At 66.0% G+C, this 19,922-nt stretch carries 21 protein-coding genes; 9 read left to right on the top strand and 12 right to left on the bottom strand.

The genetic code is table 11. The features are described 5' to 3' along the window. Nucleotides 1-6 precede the first annotated feature (6 nt). From GOPIP_RS01885 to GOPIP_RS01865, 5 genes are read right to left on the bottom strand one after another with little or no spacing between them, the layout of a single operon-like run. Complete coding sequence (locus tag GOPIP_RS01885; protein WP_006367806.1) at nucleotides 7-207, bottom strand: ferredoxin; 201 nt, start codon at nucleotides 205-207, stop codon at nucleotides 7-9. Further along, on the bottom strand, nucleotides 207-1,568 hold the full coding sequence (locus GOPIP_RS01880) for a cytochrome P450 (protein ID WP_006367805.1): 1,362 nt from the start codon (nucleotides 1,566-1,568) through the stop codon (nucleotides 207-209). Before GOPIP_RS01880 ends, GOPIP_RS01885 begins: the two co-directional genes overlap by 1 nt. Continuing rightward, entirely contained in the window at nucleotides 1,565-2,368 is an 804-nt protein-coding gene (locus GOPIP_RS01875; protein ID WP_006367804.1) for an SDR family oxidoreductase, read from the bottom strand. Before GOPIP_RS01875 ends, GOPIP_RS01880 begins: the two co-directional genes overlap by 4 nt. Then, nucleotides 2,368-3,603: a cytochrome P450 gene (locus tag GOPIP_RS01870; protein WP_006367803.1), complete on the bottom strand. Its 1,236-nt coding sequence runs from the start codon at nucleotides 3,601-3,603 to the stop codon at nucleotides 2,368-2,370. The genes GOPIP_RS01875 and GOPIP_RS01870 overlap by 1 nt, the downstream gene beginning before the upstream one ends. A 16-nt stretch (nucleotides 3,604-3,619) precedes the next feature. Continuing rightward, the gene (locus tag GOPIP_RS01865) at nucleotides 3,620-4,207 is read right to left on the bottom strand and encodes a TetR/AcrR family transcriptional regulator (RefSeq protein ID WP_006367802.1); all 588 of its coding nucleotides are present in this window, start codon (nucleotides 4,205-4,207) and stop codon (nucleotides 3,620-3,622) included. A 64-nt stretch (nucleotides 4,208-4,271) separates the two neighbouring features. On the opposite strand from GOPIP_RS01865, the gene GOPIP_RS01860 reads away from it, so the two are divergent. From GOPIP_RS01860 to GOPIP_RS01845, 4 genes are read left to right on the top strand one after another with little or no spacing between them, the layout of a single operon-like run. After that, entirely contained in the window at nucleotides 4,272-5,738 is a 1,467-nt protein-coding gene (locus GOPIP_RS01860; RefSeq protein WP_006367801.1) for an aldehyde dehydrogenase, read from the top strand. A 31-nt stretch (nucleotides 5,739-5,769) separates the two neighbouring features. Further along, nucleotides 5,770-6,507 (top strand): SDR family oxidoreductase, encoded by a 738-nt coding sequence (locus GOPIP_RS01855; protein WP_006367800.1) that lies wholly within the window; start codon nucleotides 5,770-5,772, stop codon nucleotides 6,505-6,507. Continuing rightward, nucleotides 6,504-7,397: an NAD(P)-dependent oxidoreductase gene (locus GOPIP_RS01850; protein ID WP_006367799.1), complete on the top strand. Its 894-nt coding sequence runs from the start codon at nucleotides 6,504-6,506 to the stop codon at nucleotides 7,395-7,397. The genes GOPIP_RS01855 and GOPIP_RS01850 overlap by 4 nt, the downstream gene beginning before the upstream one ends. Next, nucleotides 7,394-7,762, top strand: a complete 369-nt coding sequence (locus GOPIP_RS01845) for a carboxymuconolactone decarboxylase family protein (RefSeq protein WP_006367798.1) — start codon at nucleotides 7,394-7,396, stop codon at nucleotides 7,760-7,762. The genes GOPIP_RS01850 and GOPIP_RS01845 overlap by 4 nt, the downstream gene beginning before the upstream one ends. Before the next feature lie 428 nt (nucleotides 7,763-8,190). Here GOPIP_RS01845 and GOPIP_RS01840 read toward each other — a convergent pair whose 3' ends face one another. Further along, nucleotides 8,191-9,465: an HNH endonuclease gene (locus GOPIP_RS01840; RefSeq protein WP_006367797.1), complete on the bottom strand. Its 1,275-nt coding sequence runs from the start codon at nucleotides 9,463-9,465 to the stop codon at nucleotides 8,191-8,193. A gap of 536 nt (nucleotides 9,466-10,001) precedes the next feature. Between GOPIP_RS01840 and GOPIP_RS01835 the strand changes: the two genes are divergently transcribed. The 3 genes from GOPIP_RS01835 to GOPIP_RS01825 all read left to right on the top strand — a co-directional run bounded on the left by GOPIP_RS01835 (nucleotide 10,002) and on the right by GOPIP_RS01825 (nucleotide 13,120). Beyond that, on the top strand, nucleotides 10,002-11,372 hold the full coding sequence (locus tag GOPIP_RS01835) for an alpha/beta hydrolase domain-containing protein (protein WP_006367796.1): 1,371 nt from the start codon (nucleotides 10,002-10,004) through the stop codon (nucleotides 11,370-11,372). A gap of 69 nt (nucleotides 11,373-11,441) precedes the next feature. Continuing rightward, complete coding sequence (locus GOPIP_RS01830; protein ID WP_006367795.1) at nucleotides 11,442-12,107, top strand: PaaI family thioesterase; 666 nt, start codon at nucleotides 11,442-11,444, stop codon at nucleotides 12,105-12,107. A gap of 86 nt (nucleotides 12,108-12,193) precedes the next feature. Beyond that, nucleotides 12,194-13,120: an amidohydrolase family protein gene (locus tag GOPIP_RS01825; protein WP_006367794.1), complete on the top strand. Its 927-nt coding sequence runs from the start codon at nucleotides 12,194-12,196 to the stop codon at nucleotides 13,118-13,120. 68 nt (nucleotides 13,121-13,188) lie between these two features. Here the strand turns inward: GOPIP_RS01825 and GOPIP_RS01820 are convergent, their stop codons facing one another. Together GOPIP_RS01820 and GOPIP_RS01815 are read right to left on the bottom strand one after the other, a co-directional pair. Further along, entirely contained in the window at nucleotides 13,189-13,458 is a 270-nt protein-coding gene (locus GOPIP_RS01820) for a DUF2277 family protein (protein ID WP_006367793.1), read from the bottom strand. Between the two features lie 11 nt (nucleotides 13,459-13,469). Beyond that, nucleotides 13,470-14,438 (bottom strand): NADPH:quinone oxidoreductase family protein, encoded by a 969-nt coding sequence (locus tag GOPIP_RS01815; protein WP_006367792.1) that lies wholly within the window; start codon nucleotides 14,436-14,438, stop codon nucleotides 13,470-13,472. A gap of 72 nt (nucleotides 14,439-14,510) precedes the next feature. On the opposite strand from GOPIP_RS01815, the gene GOPIP_RS01810 reads away from it, so the two are divergent. Further along, nucleotides 14,511-15,209 (top strand): class I SAM-dependent methyltransferase, encoded by a 699-nt coding sequence (locus tag GOPIP_RS01810; protein ID WP_006367791.1) that lies wholly within the window; start codon nucleotides 14,511-14,513, stop codon nucleotides 15,207-15,209. 19 nt (nucleotides 15,210-15,228) lie between these two features. Here the strand turns inward: GOPIP_RS01810 and GOPIP_RS01805 are convergent, their stop codons facing one another. Genes GOPIP_RS01805 through GOPIP_RS01795 form a run of 3 tightly spaced genes read right to left on the bottom strand, consistent with a single transcriptional unit; the run spans nucleotide 15,229 to nucleotide 18,322 of the window. Beyond that, nucleotides 15,229-15,972, bottom strand: a complete 744-nt coding sequence (locus tag GOPIP_RS01805; RefSeq protein ID WP_006367790.1) for an SDR family NAD(P)-dependent oxidoreductase — start codon at nucleotides 15,970-15,972, stop codon at nucleotides 15,229-15,231. Nucleotides 15,973-15,980: 8 nt separating this feature from the next. Next, nucleotides 15,981-16,952, bottom strand: coding sequence for an alpha/beta hydrolase (locus tag GOPIP_RS01800; RefSeq protein ID WP_006367789.1), 972 nt, complete (start codon nucleotides 16,950-16,952; stop codon nucleotides 15,981-15,983). Continuing rightward, on the bottom strand, nucleotides 16,949-18,322 hold the full coding sequence (locus GOPIP_RS01795; RefSeq protein WP_006367788.1) for a flavin-containing monooxygenase: 1,374 nt from the start codon (nucleotides 18,320-18,322) through the stop codon (nucleotides 16,949-16,951). Before GOPIP_RS01795 ends, GOPIP_RS01800 begins: the two co-directional genes overlap by 4 nt. Before the next feature lie 110 nt (nucleotides 18,323-18,432). Here GOPIP_RS01795 and GOPIP_RS01790 point away from each other — a divergent pair, with 110 nt between their 5' ends. Continuing rightward, a complete protein-coding gene (locus GOPIP_RS01790) occupies nucleotides 18,433-19,029 on the top strand; it encodes a TetR/AcrR family transcriptional regulator (protein ID WP_006367787.1) in 597 nt (198 codons plus the stop codon). Between the two features lie 36 nt (nucleotides 19,030-19,065). Here GOPIP_RS01790 and GOPIP_RS01785 read toward each other — a convergent pair whose 3' ends face one another. Further along, a complete protein-coding gene (locus GOPIP_RS01785; protein WP_006367786.1) occupies nucleotides 19,066-19,920 on the bottom strand; it encodes an LLM class F420-dependent oxidoreductase in 855 nt (284 codons plus the stop codon). Nucleotides 19,921-19,922: the final 2 nt, after the last annotated feature.

The raw sequence follows: 19,922 nt of genomic DNA, 5'->3' as shown, positions 1-19,922 counted from the left end.
TCCTCGTCATTCGTTGTCGTCGTCGATGATTTTCAATGCTTGGGTCGGGCAGTACTGCACGGCGGCGAGTACTTGCTCGCGCAGGCTCTCGTCGGGCTCCTTGTCGAGGATCTCGGCGTGATCGCGGTGCGCAACGAAGACCTCCGGGGCCTCCATCTCACACATCCCGTGGCCCTGGCACAGGTCGAGATCGATCTCGATGCGCATCACGACTCCGTATCCCGGACCCGTTTGCGGTAGCGCACCCGGCACGGTTGCGCAAGCTGCACCACCATCTTCGAGTGGTCGTTGTGATAGCTGTCGGCGGGCTGGGCCATCTCGAACTCGTAGTTCTGGAACAGCACCGAGAAGATCGCCTTGAGTTGCATGATCGCGAATTGCGCTCCCACACAACGGTGTCGGCCGGCGCCGAAGGGAATCCAGGTCCAGCGGTTGACCAAGTCCTCCTGGCGTGGCTTGAGGTAGCGATCCGGGTCGAAGGTGTCGGGATCGGGAAAGTCGTCGGCCAGCCGATTGGACACCGCAGGCGAGACCGCGATCGTCTGACCGGCCTTCACCTCGAATTCCTCGATGTGGAAATCGTTCTGCACCAATCGCATCAGGATGATCAGCGGCGGATGCAGACGCAGCGCCTCCTTCAGCGCGTTCTCCAGCAACGGCATCTGCCGGGTGTGGGCGAAGGTGTACTCGGGGCGCTCGCCGGGTGGTGTGTCGCCGTAGATCTCGTCGAGTTCGTCGTAGACGCGACGCAGGTATTCGGGATTGCGCAGCAGCTCGATGAGGGTCCACGCGGCCGTGCCCTGGGTGGTGTGGTGGCCGGCGAACATCATCGAGATGAACATGCCGGTGATGGTGTCGGCGTCGAAGCCGACCTGGATCAGGACGTCCATCAGGTCCCGATCCTCTTTGTCCGCCACCGGGTTCGCAACGCGCTCTCCCATCACGCCCTGGATGTACTCGACGAGTTCGGCGCGCGCGGCATCGCGGCGTCGGAAGCTCTCGATGTCGGCGTGGGCATCGACGTAGGCGATGGGGTCGGTGCCCTTCTCCAGGTCGTGGAACAGTTCGGAGACGTGCTTGTCGAGTTGCTCGCGGAACTTGCGGCCGATCAGGCACGCCGAGGAGGTGTAGAGGGTCAGCTCGCCGAAGAACTCGAGTAGATCGATCTCACCCTCATCGCCCCATCCGGCGATGATGCGCTCGGCCTCGTTGGGAATCGTCACCGCATGTTGCTTCATGTGCGCGCCCTTGAGCGCCGAGTTGTGAATCGCCTTGGAGCGCTCCTCGGGACTCGCGTCGAACACCACCCCTTCACCGAAAACCGGTGTCATGAACGGGTATGCGGCCGCCTGGTCGAGATCCTCCTCCGGTGCGCGGAAGAACTCCTCGTTGGCCGCGGCACCGGAGACGAGCACCACCTCACGGTCGGCGAGCTGGAACTGCCCGACATCACCGCACTCCTCGCGAACCCGCCAGAACAGGCCGATCGGGTCGGTGGCGAGCTCGTCGAGATGACCGTGTTCACCGTCGCCGCCGGACACGCGTTTCGGGGTCGTGAGGGTGGTCATTGGTCGGATCCTTTCGGGGGGAGTTTGCTCTTGGGGATGGCGCCTTCGGCCTCCACCTCGACCGCACGCATGTGTGCGCCGCGCGGCATCGCGACCATGGCCGCGACCGCCTGCGCAATGTGTTCCGGGGCAAGGAAATTGCCGTGCCGCGCCAATCCGTGCGTGATCCAGTCGTTGAGCATGTTCTCGGTGGTCTTCTGGTCGAGATTCATGCCCATGCCGGTGAGGGTCTGGCCCGGCCGCACCACCCCGGCGCGCACGCCGGTGCCCTCGAGTTCGAGTTGGATGGTCGCGACGAGACCGTCGATGCCGGACTTGGCGGCCACATACGCCGACGACCACGGCCGTGGGTGCAGTGCCACATCGGATCCGATGAACACGAAGTCCCCGCGCGTCCGCTCGATCATGCCGCCGATGACCGCGCGGTAGAGGCGGTAGGCGCCGGTGAGGTGGATGTTGATCTGATCGGCGAACTCGACAGGCGAGATCTCGTACGACAAACCGACGGCGAGGTCGCCGGCGCCGGCGACGACGATCTCGAGGTCACCGATCGCGGCCTGCGACTTGGCGACACACTCGAGGACCGACGCCTCGTCGGTGACGTCGAGGGGCACCGCGACGGCCTCCCCGCCTGCGGTGGTGATCTTGTCGGCGAGCTCTTGGAGACGGTCGACACGGCGCGCGGCCAAGGCCACCGGATGTCCCTGTGCCGCCAGCCATTCGGCGGTGGCTGCGCCGATACCGGAGGATGCGCCGGCCACCAGGACCGGGCGTCGGGCAGGGTGCGGGAGGAAGGCCATCAGCGCACCGTCACTCGTACCGGGAGTTCGGCGAAGCCGCGGACGTTCACCGAGTGCACACGCACCGCGTTCTCGATGTCGATGTCGACCGATCGGATCGACCGGGCCACCTCGGTCAGCCCGATGTTGGCCTCCAACCTCGCCAGGTGGGCGCCGAGGCAGAAATGGGTGCCCATGCCAAAGCTCATCAGCGCCTGACCGCAGTCCCGGCCGATCCGGTAGCGGTCGGGGTCGTCGAAGACGTCCTCGTCGCGATTGGCCGAACCGACCAGCAGCAACACCCGTTGACCGGCGGCGATGGTGTGCTCGCCGTAGTCGACGTCGGCGGCGACCCGGCGCAGCACCATCTGCGTCGAGTTGTCGTAGCGCAGCGTCTCCTCGGTCCAGTCGGGTACCAGGTCGGGGTCGGCGATGACACGCGCCATCTCGTCGGGATTGCGCCAGGCCCAATACAGGGCATTGGCAAGCAGTTTGGTGGTCGTCTCGTTGCCGGCCACCACCATCAGCACCATGAATCCGACGATCTCGTCGTCGGACAGCGCCGTCTTGTCCCCCGACTCGTCGTCGATCTCGGCGGTGAGCAGTGCCGAGACGAGGTCGTCGCCGAGGTTGGTGCGGCGTTCGGCGATCAACGCCGAATAGTATTTGTGCAGTTCGATATACGCGTACACGGCCGCTTCGGGGACGTCGAGCACCCCCTCCTCGCGATGCAGCAGCAGATCCGACTGCTTGCGCAGGAACGCCCGGTCACTCTCGGGGACGCCGAGCAACTCCGACACGACGTCCATCGGGAGCAGCCCGGCGAAGTCGGCGACGTAGTCGAATTCGCCCTTGTCGAGGCACCGGCTCCAGTGTTCGTGGGTCAGGGCGGTGATCCGGCCGGAGAGGTCGTTGACGCGGCGCGGGGTGAAGCCCTTGCTCACCAGTTTGCGGATGCGCATGTGTTTGGGGTCGTCGAGTGCCAGAAACGACATCGACTTGTGTGCGTCCGGACCGTACGACGCCGGGTCCATCGACACACCCCAGGCGTTGGACAGGTTCACCGAGTCACGAAACGCACTGCGCACGTCGGCGTGCCGGGCCAGCGCCCAGAAATCCAACTCGGAGTTGTAATACACCGGCGCCTCGCGGCGCAGGCGAGCATAGGTGGGATACGGATCCTCATGAAAGCCATAGGCGTACGGATCGAACGGAATGTGCTCCTGCATCCCGGCCACGGCAACGGCGTCGGTCATCGGGTGTGCTCCATCATCACGATTGCTTCTCCATCAGCAGGTGGGCGGCGGCGACCAGACGTTCGGAGGTCTGCTCGTAGCTGAGGTGGCCCATCCCGGCGTGCACGAGCCCGCCGGCGTACAACATCTCCAGCGCGTCGACGACCGGCCCCGGGTTCTCCGGGTCCACCTCGAGCGCCTGGGCCAGACGTTGGCGGATGAATCCGCCGATGCGCAGACGCAGGTGTTCGACGTCGGGGTCGGTGCCCAACAGTGCGACGGTGACCGCGCCGCCGAGTTGGCCCTCGCCGGCGACCACCAGGGAGACATCGCGCAGCACGGCGGCCACCCGGTCGGCCGGGTCGAGCGCCGGATCGGGGTCGGGCACGCCGTCGGCAAGTCGGCGCCAGAACACCTCGGCCACAAGGTGACTCTTCGACGAGAAGTACGTGTAGGCGGTGGCGGGCGCGACACCGGCCCGCTTGGCGACCACCCGAACCGTCAACCCGTCGAAGCCCTCGTCGTTGAGCACGTCCACCGCGGCGTCGGTCAGCCGGGCAACGGTTTCGGCCTGCTGGGCGGAGAGTCGCCGTCGGGTCGATTCCTGGGATACGGGGCTGGACATGTGACCGACGCTACACTAGGTTTGAACTTGAGTCCAGACACCTGTCCAGATGGAGTTCCAGTTCATGTCACTCAGACCCGTATCCGCCTCGGATCTACTCATCGACGGCAAGCTGATCCCCGGCGGGGGTGGCACTTTCGATGTCATCAACCCAGCCACCGAGGCCGCGATCGGCAAGGCGGCCAACGCCGACGCCGCCGACATGGATGCCGCGATCGCCGCCGCCCGACGCGCCTTCGACGAAACACCGTGGTCCCGCGACCACTCATTTCGCGCGCGTTGCCTCCGGCAGCTGCGCGACGCCCTGCTCGCGCACGTCGACGAGCTGCGTGATATCACCGTCGCCGAAGTCGGTTGCCCGGTGTTCCTGACGCACGGGCCGCAGCTGGAAGGACCGATCAACGACCTCGGCTACTTTGCAGACCTCGCCGAGAATTATTCGTGGACCACCGATCTCGGCGAGGCCAAGCCGATGGGTCTGAAGAACCATCGCGAGGTGCGCAGCGAGGCGGCCGGCGTCGTCGGCGCGATCACGCCGTGGAACTTCCCCCACCAGATCAACTTCGCCAAGATCGGGCCGGCACTTGCCGCCGGATGCACGGTCGTCCTCAAGCCCGCTCCTGACACCCCCTGGTGTGCGGCACTCGTCGGCAAGGTGATCGCCGAGGAAACCGACTTCCCGCCCGGCGTCGTCAACATCGTCACCTCCAGCGATCACGCTGTGGGCGCCCAACTCGGCAGCGACCCGCGCGTCGACGTCGTGTCCTTCACCGGGTCCACCGCCACCGGTAAGAAGGTGATGGCCGCTGCCGCGGAATCGCTCACCAAGGTCTTCCTCGAACTCGGCGGGAAGTCGGCGTTCATCGTCCTCGACGACGCCGATCTCGCGGCCGCGTGCTCGATGGCCGCGTTCGCCGTGGTCACCCACGCCGGGCAGGGATGCGCCATCACCACGAGACTGCTCGTCCCGCGCGAACGACTCGATGAAGCGATCTCCGCCACCCGCGACAGCCTCGCCGGACTCGCCGCGGGCGACCCGACCGACCCCGGAACCATCTGCGGGCCCTTGATCTCTGCTCGACAACGTCAGCGTGTGGAGTCCTACATCGAACTCGCACGTGCGGAGGGTGGCACCATCGAGATCGGCGGCGGACGACCCACCGACAAGCCCACCGGATTCTTCGTCGAACCCACGTTGATCTCCGGGGTTGATAATTCGTCCCGGGTCGCGCAGGAGGAGATCTTCGGGCCGGTGTTGGTGATCCTCCCCCACGACGGCGACGACGACGCCATCCGCATCGCCAACGATTCTCCGTACGGACTCTCCGGAGCGGTGTGGGGTACCGACGAGGATCGGATCAACAAGGTCGTCAACGGCATTCGCACCGGAACCATGTCCGTCAACGGCGGCATCTGGTACTCCGCCGACGTGCCCTTCGGCGGCTACAAGGCGTCGGGTATCGGCCGCGAGATGGGCGTCGCCGGCTTCGAGGAGTATCTGCAGACCAAGGCCGTCGCCCGACCCGCCTGACCTCATCATTCAACGAAAAGAGCAGCAGCACATGACTTCTTCACGATTCACCGACAAGACCGTCATCGTCACCGGCGCCGCCGGAGGCATCGGCGAGGCCTACGCACGAGCACTGGCCGGCGAGGGCGCCAATGTGGTCGTCGCCGATCTCAACGACGAGGCCGGCGAGAAGGTCGCCGCCGACATCGGTGGACGCTACGTCCACACCGACGTCTCCGACCCCGACTCGGCGGCCGCACTCGCGCAGGCCACCGTGGACACGTACGGCCGGATCGACGGTCTGGTCAACAACGCAGCGATCTACGGCGGGATGAAGCTGGACTTCTTGATCACCGTCCCATGGGACTACTACAAGAAGTTCATGAGCGTGAATCTCGACGGCGCGCTCAACGTCACCCGCGCGGTGTACTCCCACATGACCGATGGTGGTGCGATCGTGAATCAATCCTCCACCGCGGCATGGTTGTACAGCGGCTTCTACGGCCTCGCGAAGGTGGGGGTCAACGGGCTCACCCAACAGTTGGCCACCGAGCTCGGCGGTCAGAACATCCGGGTCAACGCCATTGCGCCCGGCCCCATCGACACCGAGGCGACGCGCAGCACCACACCGAAGGAGATGGTCGACGACATCGTGAACCGCCTGCCCCTCAAGCGCTTCGGTACACCCGAGGATCTGGTGGGCATGTGCCTGTTCCTGTTGTCCGACGAGGCCGGCTGGATCACCGGCCAGATCTTCAATGTCGACGGCGGGCAGGTGATCCGGTCGTGAGCACCGACGCTGCCGGCTCTCTGCGGCTCGGGTATGTCGGGCTGGGAAACATCGGTGGCCCGATGGCCGGCAGCCTCGCCAAGTGGGCCGGCGGGATGACGGTGTTCGACTTGTCCGAGGACGCCGTCGCCAAGCTCGTCGATCAGGGGGCCGATCGCGCGGAATCGCTGTCAGACCTGGCTTCTCGCACCGACGTCATCGGGGTCTGCGTGCTCGACGACGAGCAGGTCCGCACAGTCGTCAGCGGCGACGGCGGATTGTTGAGCACCGCGGCTCCGGGAACGATCATCACCGTGCACTCGACGATCGCTCCGGAGACGGCAGTCGATCTCGCTGCCGCTGCCGCCGAGCGCGGCGTGACAGTGCTCGACGCCCCGATCTCCGGTGGCGCGGCCGGCGCCGCCGAAGGCCGTTTGGCGATCATGGTCGGCGGCCCGCGCGACGCCTACGAGAGAATCAAGGAACCGTTCGCGCTCACCTCCGACATGGTGGTCCACGCCGGTCCGGACGTCGGTGCGGGCACGAAGATGAAACTGGCGCGAAACCTGCTCCACTTCATCTCGTTCACCGCAACCACCGAGGCCGCCCGCCTTGCCGAGGCAGCCGGTATCGACCTGGTGAAATTGGGAAAAGTGGTCCGCCACACCGATGCCATCACCGGCGGCGCCGGCGCAATCATGCTGCGCGACAACACCGCCGAGATCGCACCGGATGATTTCTGGTATGGCATCTTCACATCGGTTCGAACCCTGGGCGAGAAAGATCTCACGCTGGCATTGGGTCTTGCCGATCACTTGGGCGTCGATCTTCCGCTCGGTCGGTTGGCACGCCGCGACCTCGCCGAGGCGCTCGGCGTCCCCCACCACGACCACGAAGGAGAGCTCTCATGACGTCCGAGCAGCGCCAGAAGTCACTCGACATGATGTCGAAGGTCTACGGCTGGGAGATGTCCGACGGGCCCGGCGACTACTTCGCCCACACCGCTGATCAGGTGTTCGGCGAAGTCTGGTCCCGCGAGGGGCTTTCCATCCGCGACCGCCGACTCCTACTCCTCGGTGCCCTTGCGCAGTCCGGCCAGATCGACGTCGCCGAGATCCAGGCGTCCTCGGCGCTGGCCAATGGCGAACTGACACCGGAACAGCTGGAGGAGATCTCCCTGTTCCTCTGCTACTACGTCGGCTGGCCCCTGGGCACCAAGATGCACTTCATGTTCGGCAAGGTGATCGACAACCATCGCAAGTCCCAGAAGGAATAACCGACCATCGAAGGACGCTGACGCGCTCCCGCCCGACGGTGTTCCCACCCCGATGGACGAGGCCTCGAGACCCGTTGCAACGATCGGCATCCGGTCCTCCGTGATCCGGTTCCAGCTCTGCCGCAGGCAGTCTCGAGGCTCGCCGAACGCGGCTCACACCTCGACCATCGGGGGGTGACGACTCGCCACGGAAGGATACTGACGCCTTCCCGCCCGATGATCGGGTACTCGGACCCTCCCCACCCGGTGGTCGAGGTGTCCGGCGCCCCCGGCGCCGGGCCTCGAGACCCGTTGCACCGATGGGTATCCGGTCCACGGGCACGCGATCACCTCGACCATCGGGTGGGGTATTTCTCTATGGAGTTCTCAAACAACAGATGCGGTCCCGGCGATGCCGGTGCAAGGAATCAGGTTGGGGGCAGCGTGGGTCAGGCTGCTACGTCGTCGAGTCGCATGGTCCGTCGGTGATACGACGGCACCGGTCGTCGTTGCGGATCGATGCTGGCGGGTGGGATCAGCCAGGGGTGTCGGTCGAATCCCATGATGATGTCCCAGCCGTGGTGGTGCACATCGTCATGACAGCTGCTGCACAGCAGGCAACCGTTATCGAGGTCGGTGGGACCACCATCGGCCCAGTGATGCACATGGTGTGCTTGGCAGCGTCCGGCGTGTGCACCGCATTTGATGCACCCGCGGTCACGGACGAGTAGTGCTTTGCGTTGTCCTGGGGTGAACAGCCGTTCTTTGAGTCCGACGTCGAGGGGTACGCCGTCGGGGTTGAGAATGATTCTGGTGATCGTGGTGTCACACGACAACAACTTGGCGGTGGCTTCGGTGATCGGACCCATGTTCTGCAAATCGCCGCCGAGCGCGGGGTTGTCCGCCGACCACGTCCACAACAACCCGTTGGTGGGTTTGGCCGAGAATGTGGTGTCCGCCAATCCCTGTGCCGCGAGTTCGACGATCGTTTCAAACGCCGCGGCGCAGATCTGTTCGGGTGTCCGCGGATCCGGGGATCCGTCGGGCTGGGGCTTGGGCGCCGACAAGGTTTCCATCAGAGTTCTGGTTTTCTCGCCGGCGATGATGTCGAGGTTCGCCGAGATCTCCAGCCGTCCGTCGTCGGTGATGCGGTCGGTGTAGGAGTTGATTCTCTTGTCTTCGGCGGCAGGTAAACCGCCAGGAGTCTCCGCGGCCAGTTCGTTGCCCAACTGTCGTGCGTAGAGGTTGATCTCGGCGGGGGTGAAGCCGGCGAAGTAGTGCGACAGGAGTTTCCGCAGGTATTCACAACGTTGCACGGTGTCGAGGGGTTCGGGGCATCGGGTGTCGATGTGCGCCAACCCGCGCACGATGGCGTCGGTGTGTTCGGACGAGATGGACCCGTCCGCTGCATGCGCCAACAACAGGTCGACATCGGTGGTGGCAGCCATCCGCACGTATCGCGAAGCGACGGCCGGTGCGAAACCCATGCTGATCAACAACTCCCGAAGTCGGGTGGTCTTGTGGTCGGCCACGCCCAGCCGGTCCATCTCGCCGGTGAGGGTGGTGGCGTGGTGATCAACCAGGTTGCGCAACAGAAGGACTTGCTTCATCGCGCCGAAGGCCTGTGGCCCGGTCATGTCCGGATTCCATTGCAGGTCGCTGAGTTGGGTGACAATCCCGGCGAAAACCGCCTCGGCATCAAGAGCTTCGGTGGTGTCGATCATGGGCCCCTCCCCGGTGGCTGATCGGTGTGATGACTCCACCATACTCGAACATATGAATTATGGCAAGGGTATTCGACAGTTCGGTGGAGGGAAAGGTGCTTGTGGACAACGGGTTTCGTTGGTGGGCTGGCGGCAGTTTTCTGTCGGTGGGGTGTGGTAGGGGTGCGGGTTTCGCTGTGGTTGGTGGATGTGGTTGGGAGGCTGGTTGTCTCGCCGGGTCTCGAGGCTCGCCGCACGCGGCTCGCACCTCGACCATCGGGAGGAAAGGTCTTCGATTGTCGGGGGGGTGCGACCATCGGGCGGGAAGGCCCGGCGCCTGGGGCGTCGGGGGAAGGCCCGGTGCCTGGGGCATCGGGCGGGAAGGCCCGGTGCCTGGGGCATCGGGCGGGAAGGCCCGGTGCCTGGGGCGTCGGGGGAAGGTTCCGGCTATCGGGCAGGGCGAGTTGCTCGACCATCAGGGGAAGACGTCTCGAGGACGTCGACGTCAAACATCAGGAAGACCACGTCGAACGGGGGACGAGGGTTAAGGTCGAAAGATGTCGTCACGAGTGACCTTCATCGAACTGACCGGCGGAAAAGGTCACAACATCCTCAGCGCCAGCCCCGGTCCGAACCTGACAGCCCACCGATATGACGAGCGCGAATATGCTGCTGTCGGACGAGCCCGCCGATTCGAGAGCACCTCGTCCGGAGACATTGCCGAAGCCGACTCCGCCGAGTTCACCACCCGAATCCTGGTGCGGCGCCCCGAGAATGACTCCGATTTCAACGGATACGTCGTCGTCGAGTGGTTCAACGTGTCCAGCGGAACCGACGCCGCACCCGAGTACACGTACCTCGCGCCGGAGATCGTCCGATCGGGGTGTGCCTGGGTGGGGGTTTCGGCGCAGTACACCGGCATCGAGGGCGGTGCCGGATCTGTCGGAATGGACGACGGTGACACGCCCACGCGTCTCGCCGACAAGGACACCGATCGATACGGGTCACTGCGCCACCCGGGTGACGGCTACAGCTACGACATCTTCGGCGCCATCGGTGGCGCACTCGCCGCGAACCATACCGAAGGCCATCCGCTGGCCGGGCTCACCGTGCGCCGACTACTGGCCGCGGGCGAATCCCAATCGGCCATGGCACTGACTACCTACGCGAATCATTTCGTCGACCTGCACAACGTCTTTCACGGGATTCTGATTCACAGCCGATCGCTCGGAGCGCTACCGCTCGGCGAGGCCGGCGGTCCCGCCGACATCACCGAGGCCTATCGCGGGTTGCCCGTGCGAATATCCACCGATCTGACCGTTCCGGTCTTCGTCGTGCAAACCGAGACCGACGTTCTCACCAACTTTCAGTATGTGCAAGCCCGACAACCGGATTCGTCACTGCTGCGCGTATGGGAGATGGCCGGGACGTCGCATGCCGATTTCGCTCAGATCGGCGAGTACGAATCGATGCTCGGTTGTCCGGCGCCGGTGAACCGCGGTCAGCAGCGCTTTGTGCTGCGTTCGGCGTTGCACCATTTGCGGTCGTGGGTCGACGAGGAGTCGGAGCCCCCGGTCGCGGACCCGCTGCTGGTCGTCGACGCCGGGGACGGCCACCGGTTCGAACTCGACCAGGTGGGCAATGCGCGCGACGGCGTGCGCACTCCGTGCGTGGACGTACCGACCCAGATCCTCAGTGGCGTGGTCGAGGACGACGTGCCCCGCATTTGTGTGCTGTTCGGCGTCACGACGCCCCTGCCGCCGACGGTCATCGCCGATCTCTACCCTGACCAGGACACCTACCTCAAGCGTTACACCGAGGCGGCCGACACAGCGATCGAGGCCGGCTTTGTCCGCCCGGATGATCGCGCCGAAGTGATCGCCGATGCCCGCATCGATCTGGTGGCCGACGCCGACGCCTTCCGCTAGATTAGAACACGTTCTAGTCTGGTTTCGGTCCGCGGTTCACCAGGGCCGGCACGACCCGGGAGTCGCCGCATGCAGTTCACCCTCGAGGACATCTCCGACGACGAGATCGCCCGTCGCCGCGCGATCTATGAACCGCTGACGGACTCCGTGCGCCAGCTCATCGATGCGGTGATTCGCACCGAGGTCCCCGACGACGTGGTGGCCGCGGCGCGCGAGCGGATCGACGCCATCGTCGACACCCTGCGCGCCGAGCAGATCGACGGTCCGTACGGCGTTCGCTACACGCCGGATTTCGTCGGAATGCCGTGGGGCAATTCGGTTGTCGGCGTGCGCAACGCCATCGCGCCTCCGTTGCGGACCCGCCACGACGGGCACGAGGTGTCCGCCGAGTTCACCCTCGGTGCCGCCTATGAGGGACCCGGTGGTCATGTGCACGGCGGAGTGGCCGCGATGATCCTCGATCAGGTACTCGGCGAGGCCGCCAGCGTCGACAACGTGCCGTGTTACACCGGGACGATCTCGCTGCGCTATTTGCGCCCGACGCCACTGGGACCGCTGACCGCACGCGCGTCGATCGTCGGTCGCGACGGCCGCAAGAAGACCGTCCGGGGCACCCTCGCCGACACCGACGGGGTCACCGTCGAGGCCGAGGGCGTGTTCATCGTTCCCCGCGACTGGACCGGGCGCATGCCGCGCGCGTCCAAGGACCACTCCCCCGCTCACACGCAGGACTGACATTGCGAACCGCGGTCATCTCGATGGGGAACGCACGGTGATCGACTCTCCGTGACCCGTAACGTCACGCGCGGTACCGTCGATGCATGAACAGCGTCGTTCCCGAGCAAGATCCGTCCGCGCCGACACCGTTCAGCGAGGCTGAGGCACAACGGGTCCGCTCGATCTGGGGCACGTTGGGACTGCCGGGTTTGATCGACGTCCACACCCACTTCATGCCGCGGTCGGTGATGGACAAGGTGTGGGCGTATTTCGACTCAGCCGGGCCGCTCGTCGGACGCGAATGGCCGATCACCTACCGAGCCGACGAGGACGTCCGGGTGGCTGCGTTGCAGGCTTTCGGTATTCGCGCGTATTCGTCACTCGTGTATCCACACAAGCCGAACATGGCTGAGTGGCTCAACGGATGGGCCGCCGACTTCGCCGCCCACCACCCCGACTGTCTTCACACCGCAACCTTCTACCCCGAGGAGCCGGCGACCGCCTACGTCTCGAAGGCCATCGCCGCGGGCACCCGGGTCTTCAAGTGCCACATCCAGGTCGGCGCCTTTTCACCACTGGATCCGCTGCTCGACGGTGTGTGGTCGCAGATCGCCGACGCGCAGGTCCCGGTGATCATCCACTGCGGCTCCGGGCCGGCACCGGGCACCTACACCGGGCCCGATCCCATCGCCCGGCTCCTCAAGCGATTCCCGTCGTTGCCGCTCATCGTCGCCCACATGGGCACACCGGAATACGAGCAATTCCTCGGCCTCGCCGAACGATTCGAGAATGTGCGACTCGACACCACGATGTCGTTTACCGACTTCTCCGAGGCCGACGCGCCGTACCCACCCGAGCTACGACCCCGGCTGGCCGACCTGGGACCAAAGATCCTGTTCGGCAGCGACTTCCCGAACATCCCCTACACCTACACCCACGCCCTCGACGCGATCGTGCGGCTGGATCTGGGCGACGACTGGGTACGCGGGGTCCTCTATCGGAATGCGGCGGAGTTGTTCGGCGTGCAGTAGCAGCCGGCTATTTCCCCAGATCGATGGCCGGGATGCAGAAGCGCCATATGAGCATGCCCGCCGCAGCCCTACCCCCGCGCCGCGATCCGCGCCCGGACCTCCGGACGCCGCAGCGGCGGTACGGTTTTCGGCGGCTGGCGACGCTCCGGGAGCTCACCGAGCAGGGTGCGCGTGGCGGCGGTCACCGCGATGACCGCCGCCTCGAACACCTCGGCGTTGGCTGCCGACGGATGACGGATGCCGCTCACCTTGCGAACGTATTGGCGTGCGGCTGCCTCGATTTCTTCCTCGGTCGCCGCGGGTTCGAGTCCGCGCAGTTCGGTGATGTTGCGGCACATGAGGTGACCTCTCAATCGGCGATGTGGACGACGGCTTTCCCCAGGATCCGCCCCTCGGCGAGATCGGTCAATGCGGTCGGTAGCTGATCAAGGGTGTAGGTGGTGTTGACCTGCGGACTCAGCCCCGCGGCGATCATCTCGGTCAGCTCGTCGTGCAACAGTTCCGGCACACCGGGGTGGGTGCGCACGTACTCACCCCAGGCAGCGCCGACGACGGCGATGTTGCGGAACAGCACGCGGTTCAGCTTGACGGTCGGGATGCCGCCGGCCGCGAAGCCGATGACCACGTACCGACCGTCGGGGGCGACCTGGCGCAGCGCCTCGTCGAACACCTCGCCGCCGGACGGGTCGATCATCACGTCGACACCCTCGGGCGCGATCTTCTTCAGTTCGGCTCCCCAGCCCTCTTCGAGCTGGATGACCTCGTCGGCGCCTGCGCTGCGCAGCAATTCCTCGGCACCCTTGCGGTGCACGATCGCGATGACCTTGGCGCCCATCGCCTTGGCCACCATGATCGACGCGGTCCCGACGCCACCCGCAGCGCCGAGCACCCCGACGACCTCACCGGGCGCGGTCTGTGCGCGCAACTTCAGCGCGAACAGCGCGGTCTGATAGTTGATGCCGAGCGCGGCGCCCTGATCGAAGGTCAGCCCCTCGGGCAGGGGCAGCAGCTGCTCGGGCGAGGCGGTCAGCTGTTCGGCGAAGCCGCCGACGATGGACGCGACGAGAACCTTGTCGCCCACCTTCACCGAGGACCCCTCGGGAGCCTGGCGCACCACGCCTGCGACCTCGGTGCCGGGCGTGAACGGCGTCGGCATGCGGAGCTGGTACTTTCCCTGACTCATCAGCAGGTCGGGGAAACAGATCCCGCACGACTTGATGTCGACGAGGACCTGGCCCTCGGCGGGCGTCGGATCGGGGACGTCGGTCAGTTCGAGGGCGGACGGTCCGGACTCTGCGGTGAGCACCTGAGCTTTCATGGTTGTCCACCCTACGCCGGGGAGAACAATCGCTCGGTCGGTAACCGCAGAGATGCCCTAGGATCGGTTTTCATGACCGCCTCGCCGGCATCGCAGCCGCTCTCCGCTCCCTCACCCGAACGTCGTCAGGTCGCCGACGACGCGCCGGGCTTCATGCCGCTCGACGAGGCGCAAACCCTGTTCGAGATCGCCGGTGAGTATCTGACACAACCGGATTCGACAAAGGTCGGCGTGGAGATCGGCACCTATTGCGGCAAGTCGACGGTATTCCTCGGCTCGGCGGCCGAGGCGGCAGGGGCGGTGATCGTCACCGTCGATCACCACCGCGGCTCCGAGGAACACCAGCCCGGCTGGGAGTACCACGACGAGTCTCTCGTCGATCCGCATTCGGGCACGCTGGACACCTCGGCCCGCTTTCGGCGCACAATGTTCGACGCCGGCCTCGAGCAGACCGTGATCGGAATGCTCGCACCGTCGACCGTCGCGGCCCGGGCCTGGGGCAAACCCGCCGACTTCGTGTTCATCGACGGCGGCCATTCGATGGAGGCCGCGCAGAACGACCTCGACGGGTGGGCACCGTGGGTGCGCATCGGTGGCGCGCTGCTGATCCACGACGTGTTCCCCGATCCCGCCGACGGCGGCCGTCCCCCCTACGAGATCTACTGCCAGGCCTTGGAGACCGGACAGTTCACCGAGGTCCGCGCGGAGGGTTCGTTGCGCGTCCTGCGACGCGACTCCGGCGAGGTCGGGGCCCCGTTGCCGCGGGGTTGACCCTCGCCGAACACCGGACCTACCCGCCTGCGAGTGCCCGCACCTTACCCAACACGTCCGGATAGCGCTGCAGGTGCGCGCCGCCGTTGAGATCGATTGCGGCACCGGTCATCCACCCCGACGCCGGGGAGGTGAGGAACGCAATCGTCGCGGCGATGTCCTCGGGAGTACCCGCCCGACCCAACGGCGTGTTCTCCAGGTACTCCTCGGTCAGCCCGGGGACGAAGGCGATACCGGCGGTCAGCGGGGTGTCGACGAGTCCGGGCGAGACGGCGTTGACGCGAACCCCTCGTTCGGCGAGTTCGAGAGCGGCCACCTCGACGAGCATCAGCACCCCGGCCTTCGCCGCACAGTACGACCCCATCCCGGCACCGGGTTGCCGGCCGTTCAGCGAGGCCACGCAAACGATCGAACCACCCTGGGCGACATGGCGTCCCGCATACTTGAGCACGAGGAAGGTGCCGGTCAGGCAGACATCGACGGTCGTCTGCCACGCCGACAACTCCAGTTCGGTGAGCGCTCCGGGCATCGACAGCCCTGCGCAGTTGACGACGATCGTGAGGTCGTCGAGTCCGTCGAATCCTGCAGCGACAGAAGCCTCGTCGGTGACATCGAGGTGCACCGCGGTCGCGGTACCGCCCAGTTCGGCGGCAGTTGCGGACGCGGCATCGGCATTGACGTCGGCGACGACGACGCGATGGCCGTCCTCGTGCAGCCTTCGCGCGGTGGCCTTTCCGATACCCGACGCGCCGCCGATCACCATTGCCGTGCTCACCCGGTCACCGCCGAGGTGGCGAGATGGCGTGTGAGAAAAAAGATCTGATGGGACACGACCGGCTCGAACCACGAATCCTGAACCTCGGCGAAGATCCCGAAGTGGTCACACGGGTAATGCCGGACCTCGGCGCGTGCGGCGAAACCGGCCTTGGCCGCCGCGTGGGGCGGCGCTCCCCGATCGAGGTCGGCGATCTGCATGAGGACCGGCGCGGCCACATCGGGCGCGGCCTTGTCGGCGCGAAATGAGCCGAGCTCCAAGCCGATCGACGCGTCGACCTCGTTGCGCCAGCTGGGGCCGGCGATCGCGAGGTAACTCTCCAGGTAACCGTCGCTGGTCAGCGCGGCCTTGTCACCGGGCTTGCCGACGACCGGCATCATCACCGGGTCGCGCCCGAGTCTGGCGCCCAACGCACTTCCGATGCCGACGGCCGTGGATCGCAACATCGAGACCGCACCCACCTGCGGGTAATGGTGAACACCGGCCGCAAGCCCGCTGACCATCGGCACCGCCGAGATGACGGCGGCCACGTCGTCGCGCCCCGTCCGCGCACGTTCGGCTGCCACGATCAACACGTGCCCGCCGGATTGCGACAGCCCCCACAGGACGATCCGGGAGGCGTCCACACCGGGCTGACGGCCGGCGGCGTCGATGGCGGCATGGTAGTCGGCGGCCTGACCGGACATCGAGACCCGTTGGCGCGGTTCACCATCGGAGAGTCCGAAGTTCCGGTAGTCGAACGCGAACACCGCCAGACCGGCGTCGGCCAGGCGTCGCGCGAACGGCTCGAGCCCGGAATCCTTGGTGCCGCAGAATCCGTGGGCCATCACCACCACCGGCACTCCTGCTTCGGTGGCGAATGCGGTGCCGGTCGGTGCGAAGAACCAGGCGTCGCAACCGGTTCCGTCAGAATCGAATCGTACGGACTCGAAATGCACGGTGCGACGGTCGGTGTCGGCGGTGGTCATCGTGCCTCCTGCAGCGGCGCGGCGTCGACGCCCGCCCAGCGGACGGGCCCCTGCTCGGCGGCACGCGCACGCCCGGCGGGCAGTTCTTTGGTACGGATGCTGTGTTCGTAGAGATAGTGGTCGAGTTGCTGTGTGTGCCTTGCCGTGTGCAGCATGTGCCCGGTGAAGTATTGCTGGTCGGAGGCGATGGTCTCACGCATCTGCGGCACCGACGGCGGGCGGTACTGCCCGACCGCATAGGCACCGATCACCCGGGCCTGACATTCCACGAACGGAAACAGCGTCGGCGTGGACTGGGCGAAGCCGGCGAACACGACGTCGTCGATGCCCGGATAGAAGATCCGTTTGTACAGGTCGATGTGGTTGTCGGGGGCGCTGATCACATCGGGGTCGAAGAACGGGAAGGTGATGTTGTATCCGGTGGCGTAGATGATCACGTCGAAATCGGCACTCGTGCCGTCGACGAAGTGCACGGTGTGGCCGTCGAGTCGCTCGATGTTGCCCTTGGCGGTGACGTCACCGGAGCCGAGCCGCAGCGGCAGCTCGACCGACTGCGTCGGATGTGCTTCGAAGAACTTGTGATTCGGGGTCGGTAGGCCGTAATCCTCGGGGCGCCCGGCGGTCATCGGCTGCATGATCTGGGTGAACTTGCGCTGCCACGAGAACGGAATGTAAGGCGAGGTGTGGTAGTACTTGTCGGCCGGTTTGCCCGCGAAGTACTTGGGGACGATCCAGGCACTCGACCGGGTCGAGATGGTGACCGTGGTGTCGAGCGCCTTGGACGACAGCTCGACGGCGATGTCGGCGGCACTGTTGCCCAAGCCCACCACCAGGATTCGTTTGCCGGCGAAGTCCAGCGGGGTACGCGGGTCGATATAGGAATGGGAGTGGATCTCGTCACCGGCGAATTCGCCCGGGAAATTCGGCCACCGCGGATCCCAGTGATGCCCGTTGGCCACGACCAGCAGGTCGACGCGGCGCGTCTCGCCGCGCTGCGTCGACAACTCCCACCCGCCGCCGTCGAGTCGGCGGGCGTGGGTCACCCCATTGCCGAACTCGATGTTCTCGCGCAGCCCGAAGGCGTCGGTGTAGTCGTCGAGGTACTGCTTGATCTGGGTGTGGTGCGGGAAATCCGGGTATTCCGACGGCATCGGGAAATCCCGGAACGACAGCTGATGTTTGGACGTGTCGATGTGCAGCGACCGATAGGCGCTCGAGTGCCCATTGGGATTGCCGAACGCCCAGTTCCCGCCGACCCGATCGGAACTCTCGAAACAGGTGTACGGGACGCCGTAGTCGGTGAGCATCTTTCCCGATGTCAGGCCACTGATTCCGGCGCCGATGATGGCGGTACGCGGGAGATCACGCATGGGAGCCCCTTTGGATAGTTGACAGATCTCTGAATCTGTCTACCGCACGAAGGGGCTCGGAGTAAACACTTTCGCGAAACTGTCCAGCCCGGTTGTTAGAGTTGGTGACCATGACACCCGCCCCGGCCACGAGCGTCGCCGACCGCCTGCTCGATGCGGCCGAGAAGTTGCTCGCCGACAAGGGCATTCGGGCCACGACAATGCAGCAGGTCGCCGACGTCGCCGGGGTGTCGCGGGCCTGGCTCTACCGACACTTCCCCGACAAGCAGTCGATGGTCGGGGCGACGATCGTGCGGCTCACCGATTCGTTCTGGAGCGACGCGCGCGTCGAACTCGAAACACTGGGCGACTTCACCGAGCAACTCGTGGCAGGCGTCCGGATCGGCCGCGGCGCCTACGACGACCCCGGGACGTTACTGCTGCGGCTGCGCACGGAAGAGCCGGAGGAATTCGCCGCGTGCGCGGGCGTGGGCGTCAGCGCCCTCGTCCCCGACCTCGCACTGTTCTGGAGACCATTCGTCGACGCCGCGATCGAGAACGGAGAAGTGCACCCCGACCACGACGCCGTCGAGGTATCGGAGTGGGTGGCCCGGATTCTCATCAGCCTCGGCACCGTTCCCGGCACCACCGTCGACGCCGACGACCCGACCTCGGTGCGACGACAGGTGGAGCGCTTCGTCATTCCGGGGCTCGCGGCCGCGCCGTAGCCGGCGCGCTCAAAGGCGCTGTCGGCGTGGGAGGGGTTACACCACCGCAGGGGCGAGACCGAGCTTGCCGGCTAGTTTGGCGAGATACCCTCGGGCGCGTTCCACCGAGTCGTCAGGGAGGCCGTACAGGACCTGGGTGACCCCGATCTGGCGCCATTTCTCCAGCTTCTCGGCGACCGGCTTGAAGTCGAGGACGACGACCTGCGGTACGCCGTCACGGCCGGCGTCGGACCAGATCCGGTGCAGCAGGCCCACCGAGCCCTCGATGTCTTCTTCGCCCGGCGTGGTGATCCAGCCGTCGGCGCTGCGGGCGATCCATCGGAAGTTCTTCTCGTTGCCCGCGGCGCCGACGAGCGTGGGGATGTGCGCCTGCGGCTTGGGCCATGCCCAGCTGGGCCCGAAATCGACGAAGTCACCGTGGTATTCGGCCTCCTCGTCGGTCCAGAGCGCGCGCATGGCCTCGAGATACTCGCGCAACATCGTCCGCCGCAGCTTCGGCGGCACCTTGTGATCGGCCAATTCGTCGAGGTTCCAACCGAATCCGACACCGAGCGTCAGCCGTCCGCCGGACAGGTGATCGAGGGTGGCCAGGGTCTTGGCGAGAGTGATCGGATCGGACTGCACGGGTAGCGCGACCGCCGTGGCGAGCCGAATCCGCTCGGTGACCGCAGCGGCCGCGGCCAGCGTCGTCCAGGGGTCGAGGGTGCGCATGTAGCGATCGTCGGGCAGCGAGGAATCACCGGTCCGTGGATGGGCCGTATCGCGGCGGGTCGGGATGTGCCCGTGCTCGGGGACGAAATACGACGCGAACCCGGCCTCTTCGATGAGCGGGGCCAGGACCTGCGGCGTCAGGCCGCGGTCGCTGGTGAACTGAACGATCCCGAAATCCATGC

Origin of the sequence: Gordonia polyisoprenivorans NBRC 16320 = JCM 10675 (genome assembly GCF_000241325.1) — a bacterium.
GTDB classification, from domain to species: Bacteria; Actinomycetota; Actinomycetes; order Mycobacteriales; family Mycobacteriaceae; genus Gordonia; species Gordonia polyisoprenivorans.
This window is presented reverse-complemented; position numbering and strand designations above follow the sequence as displayed.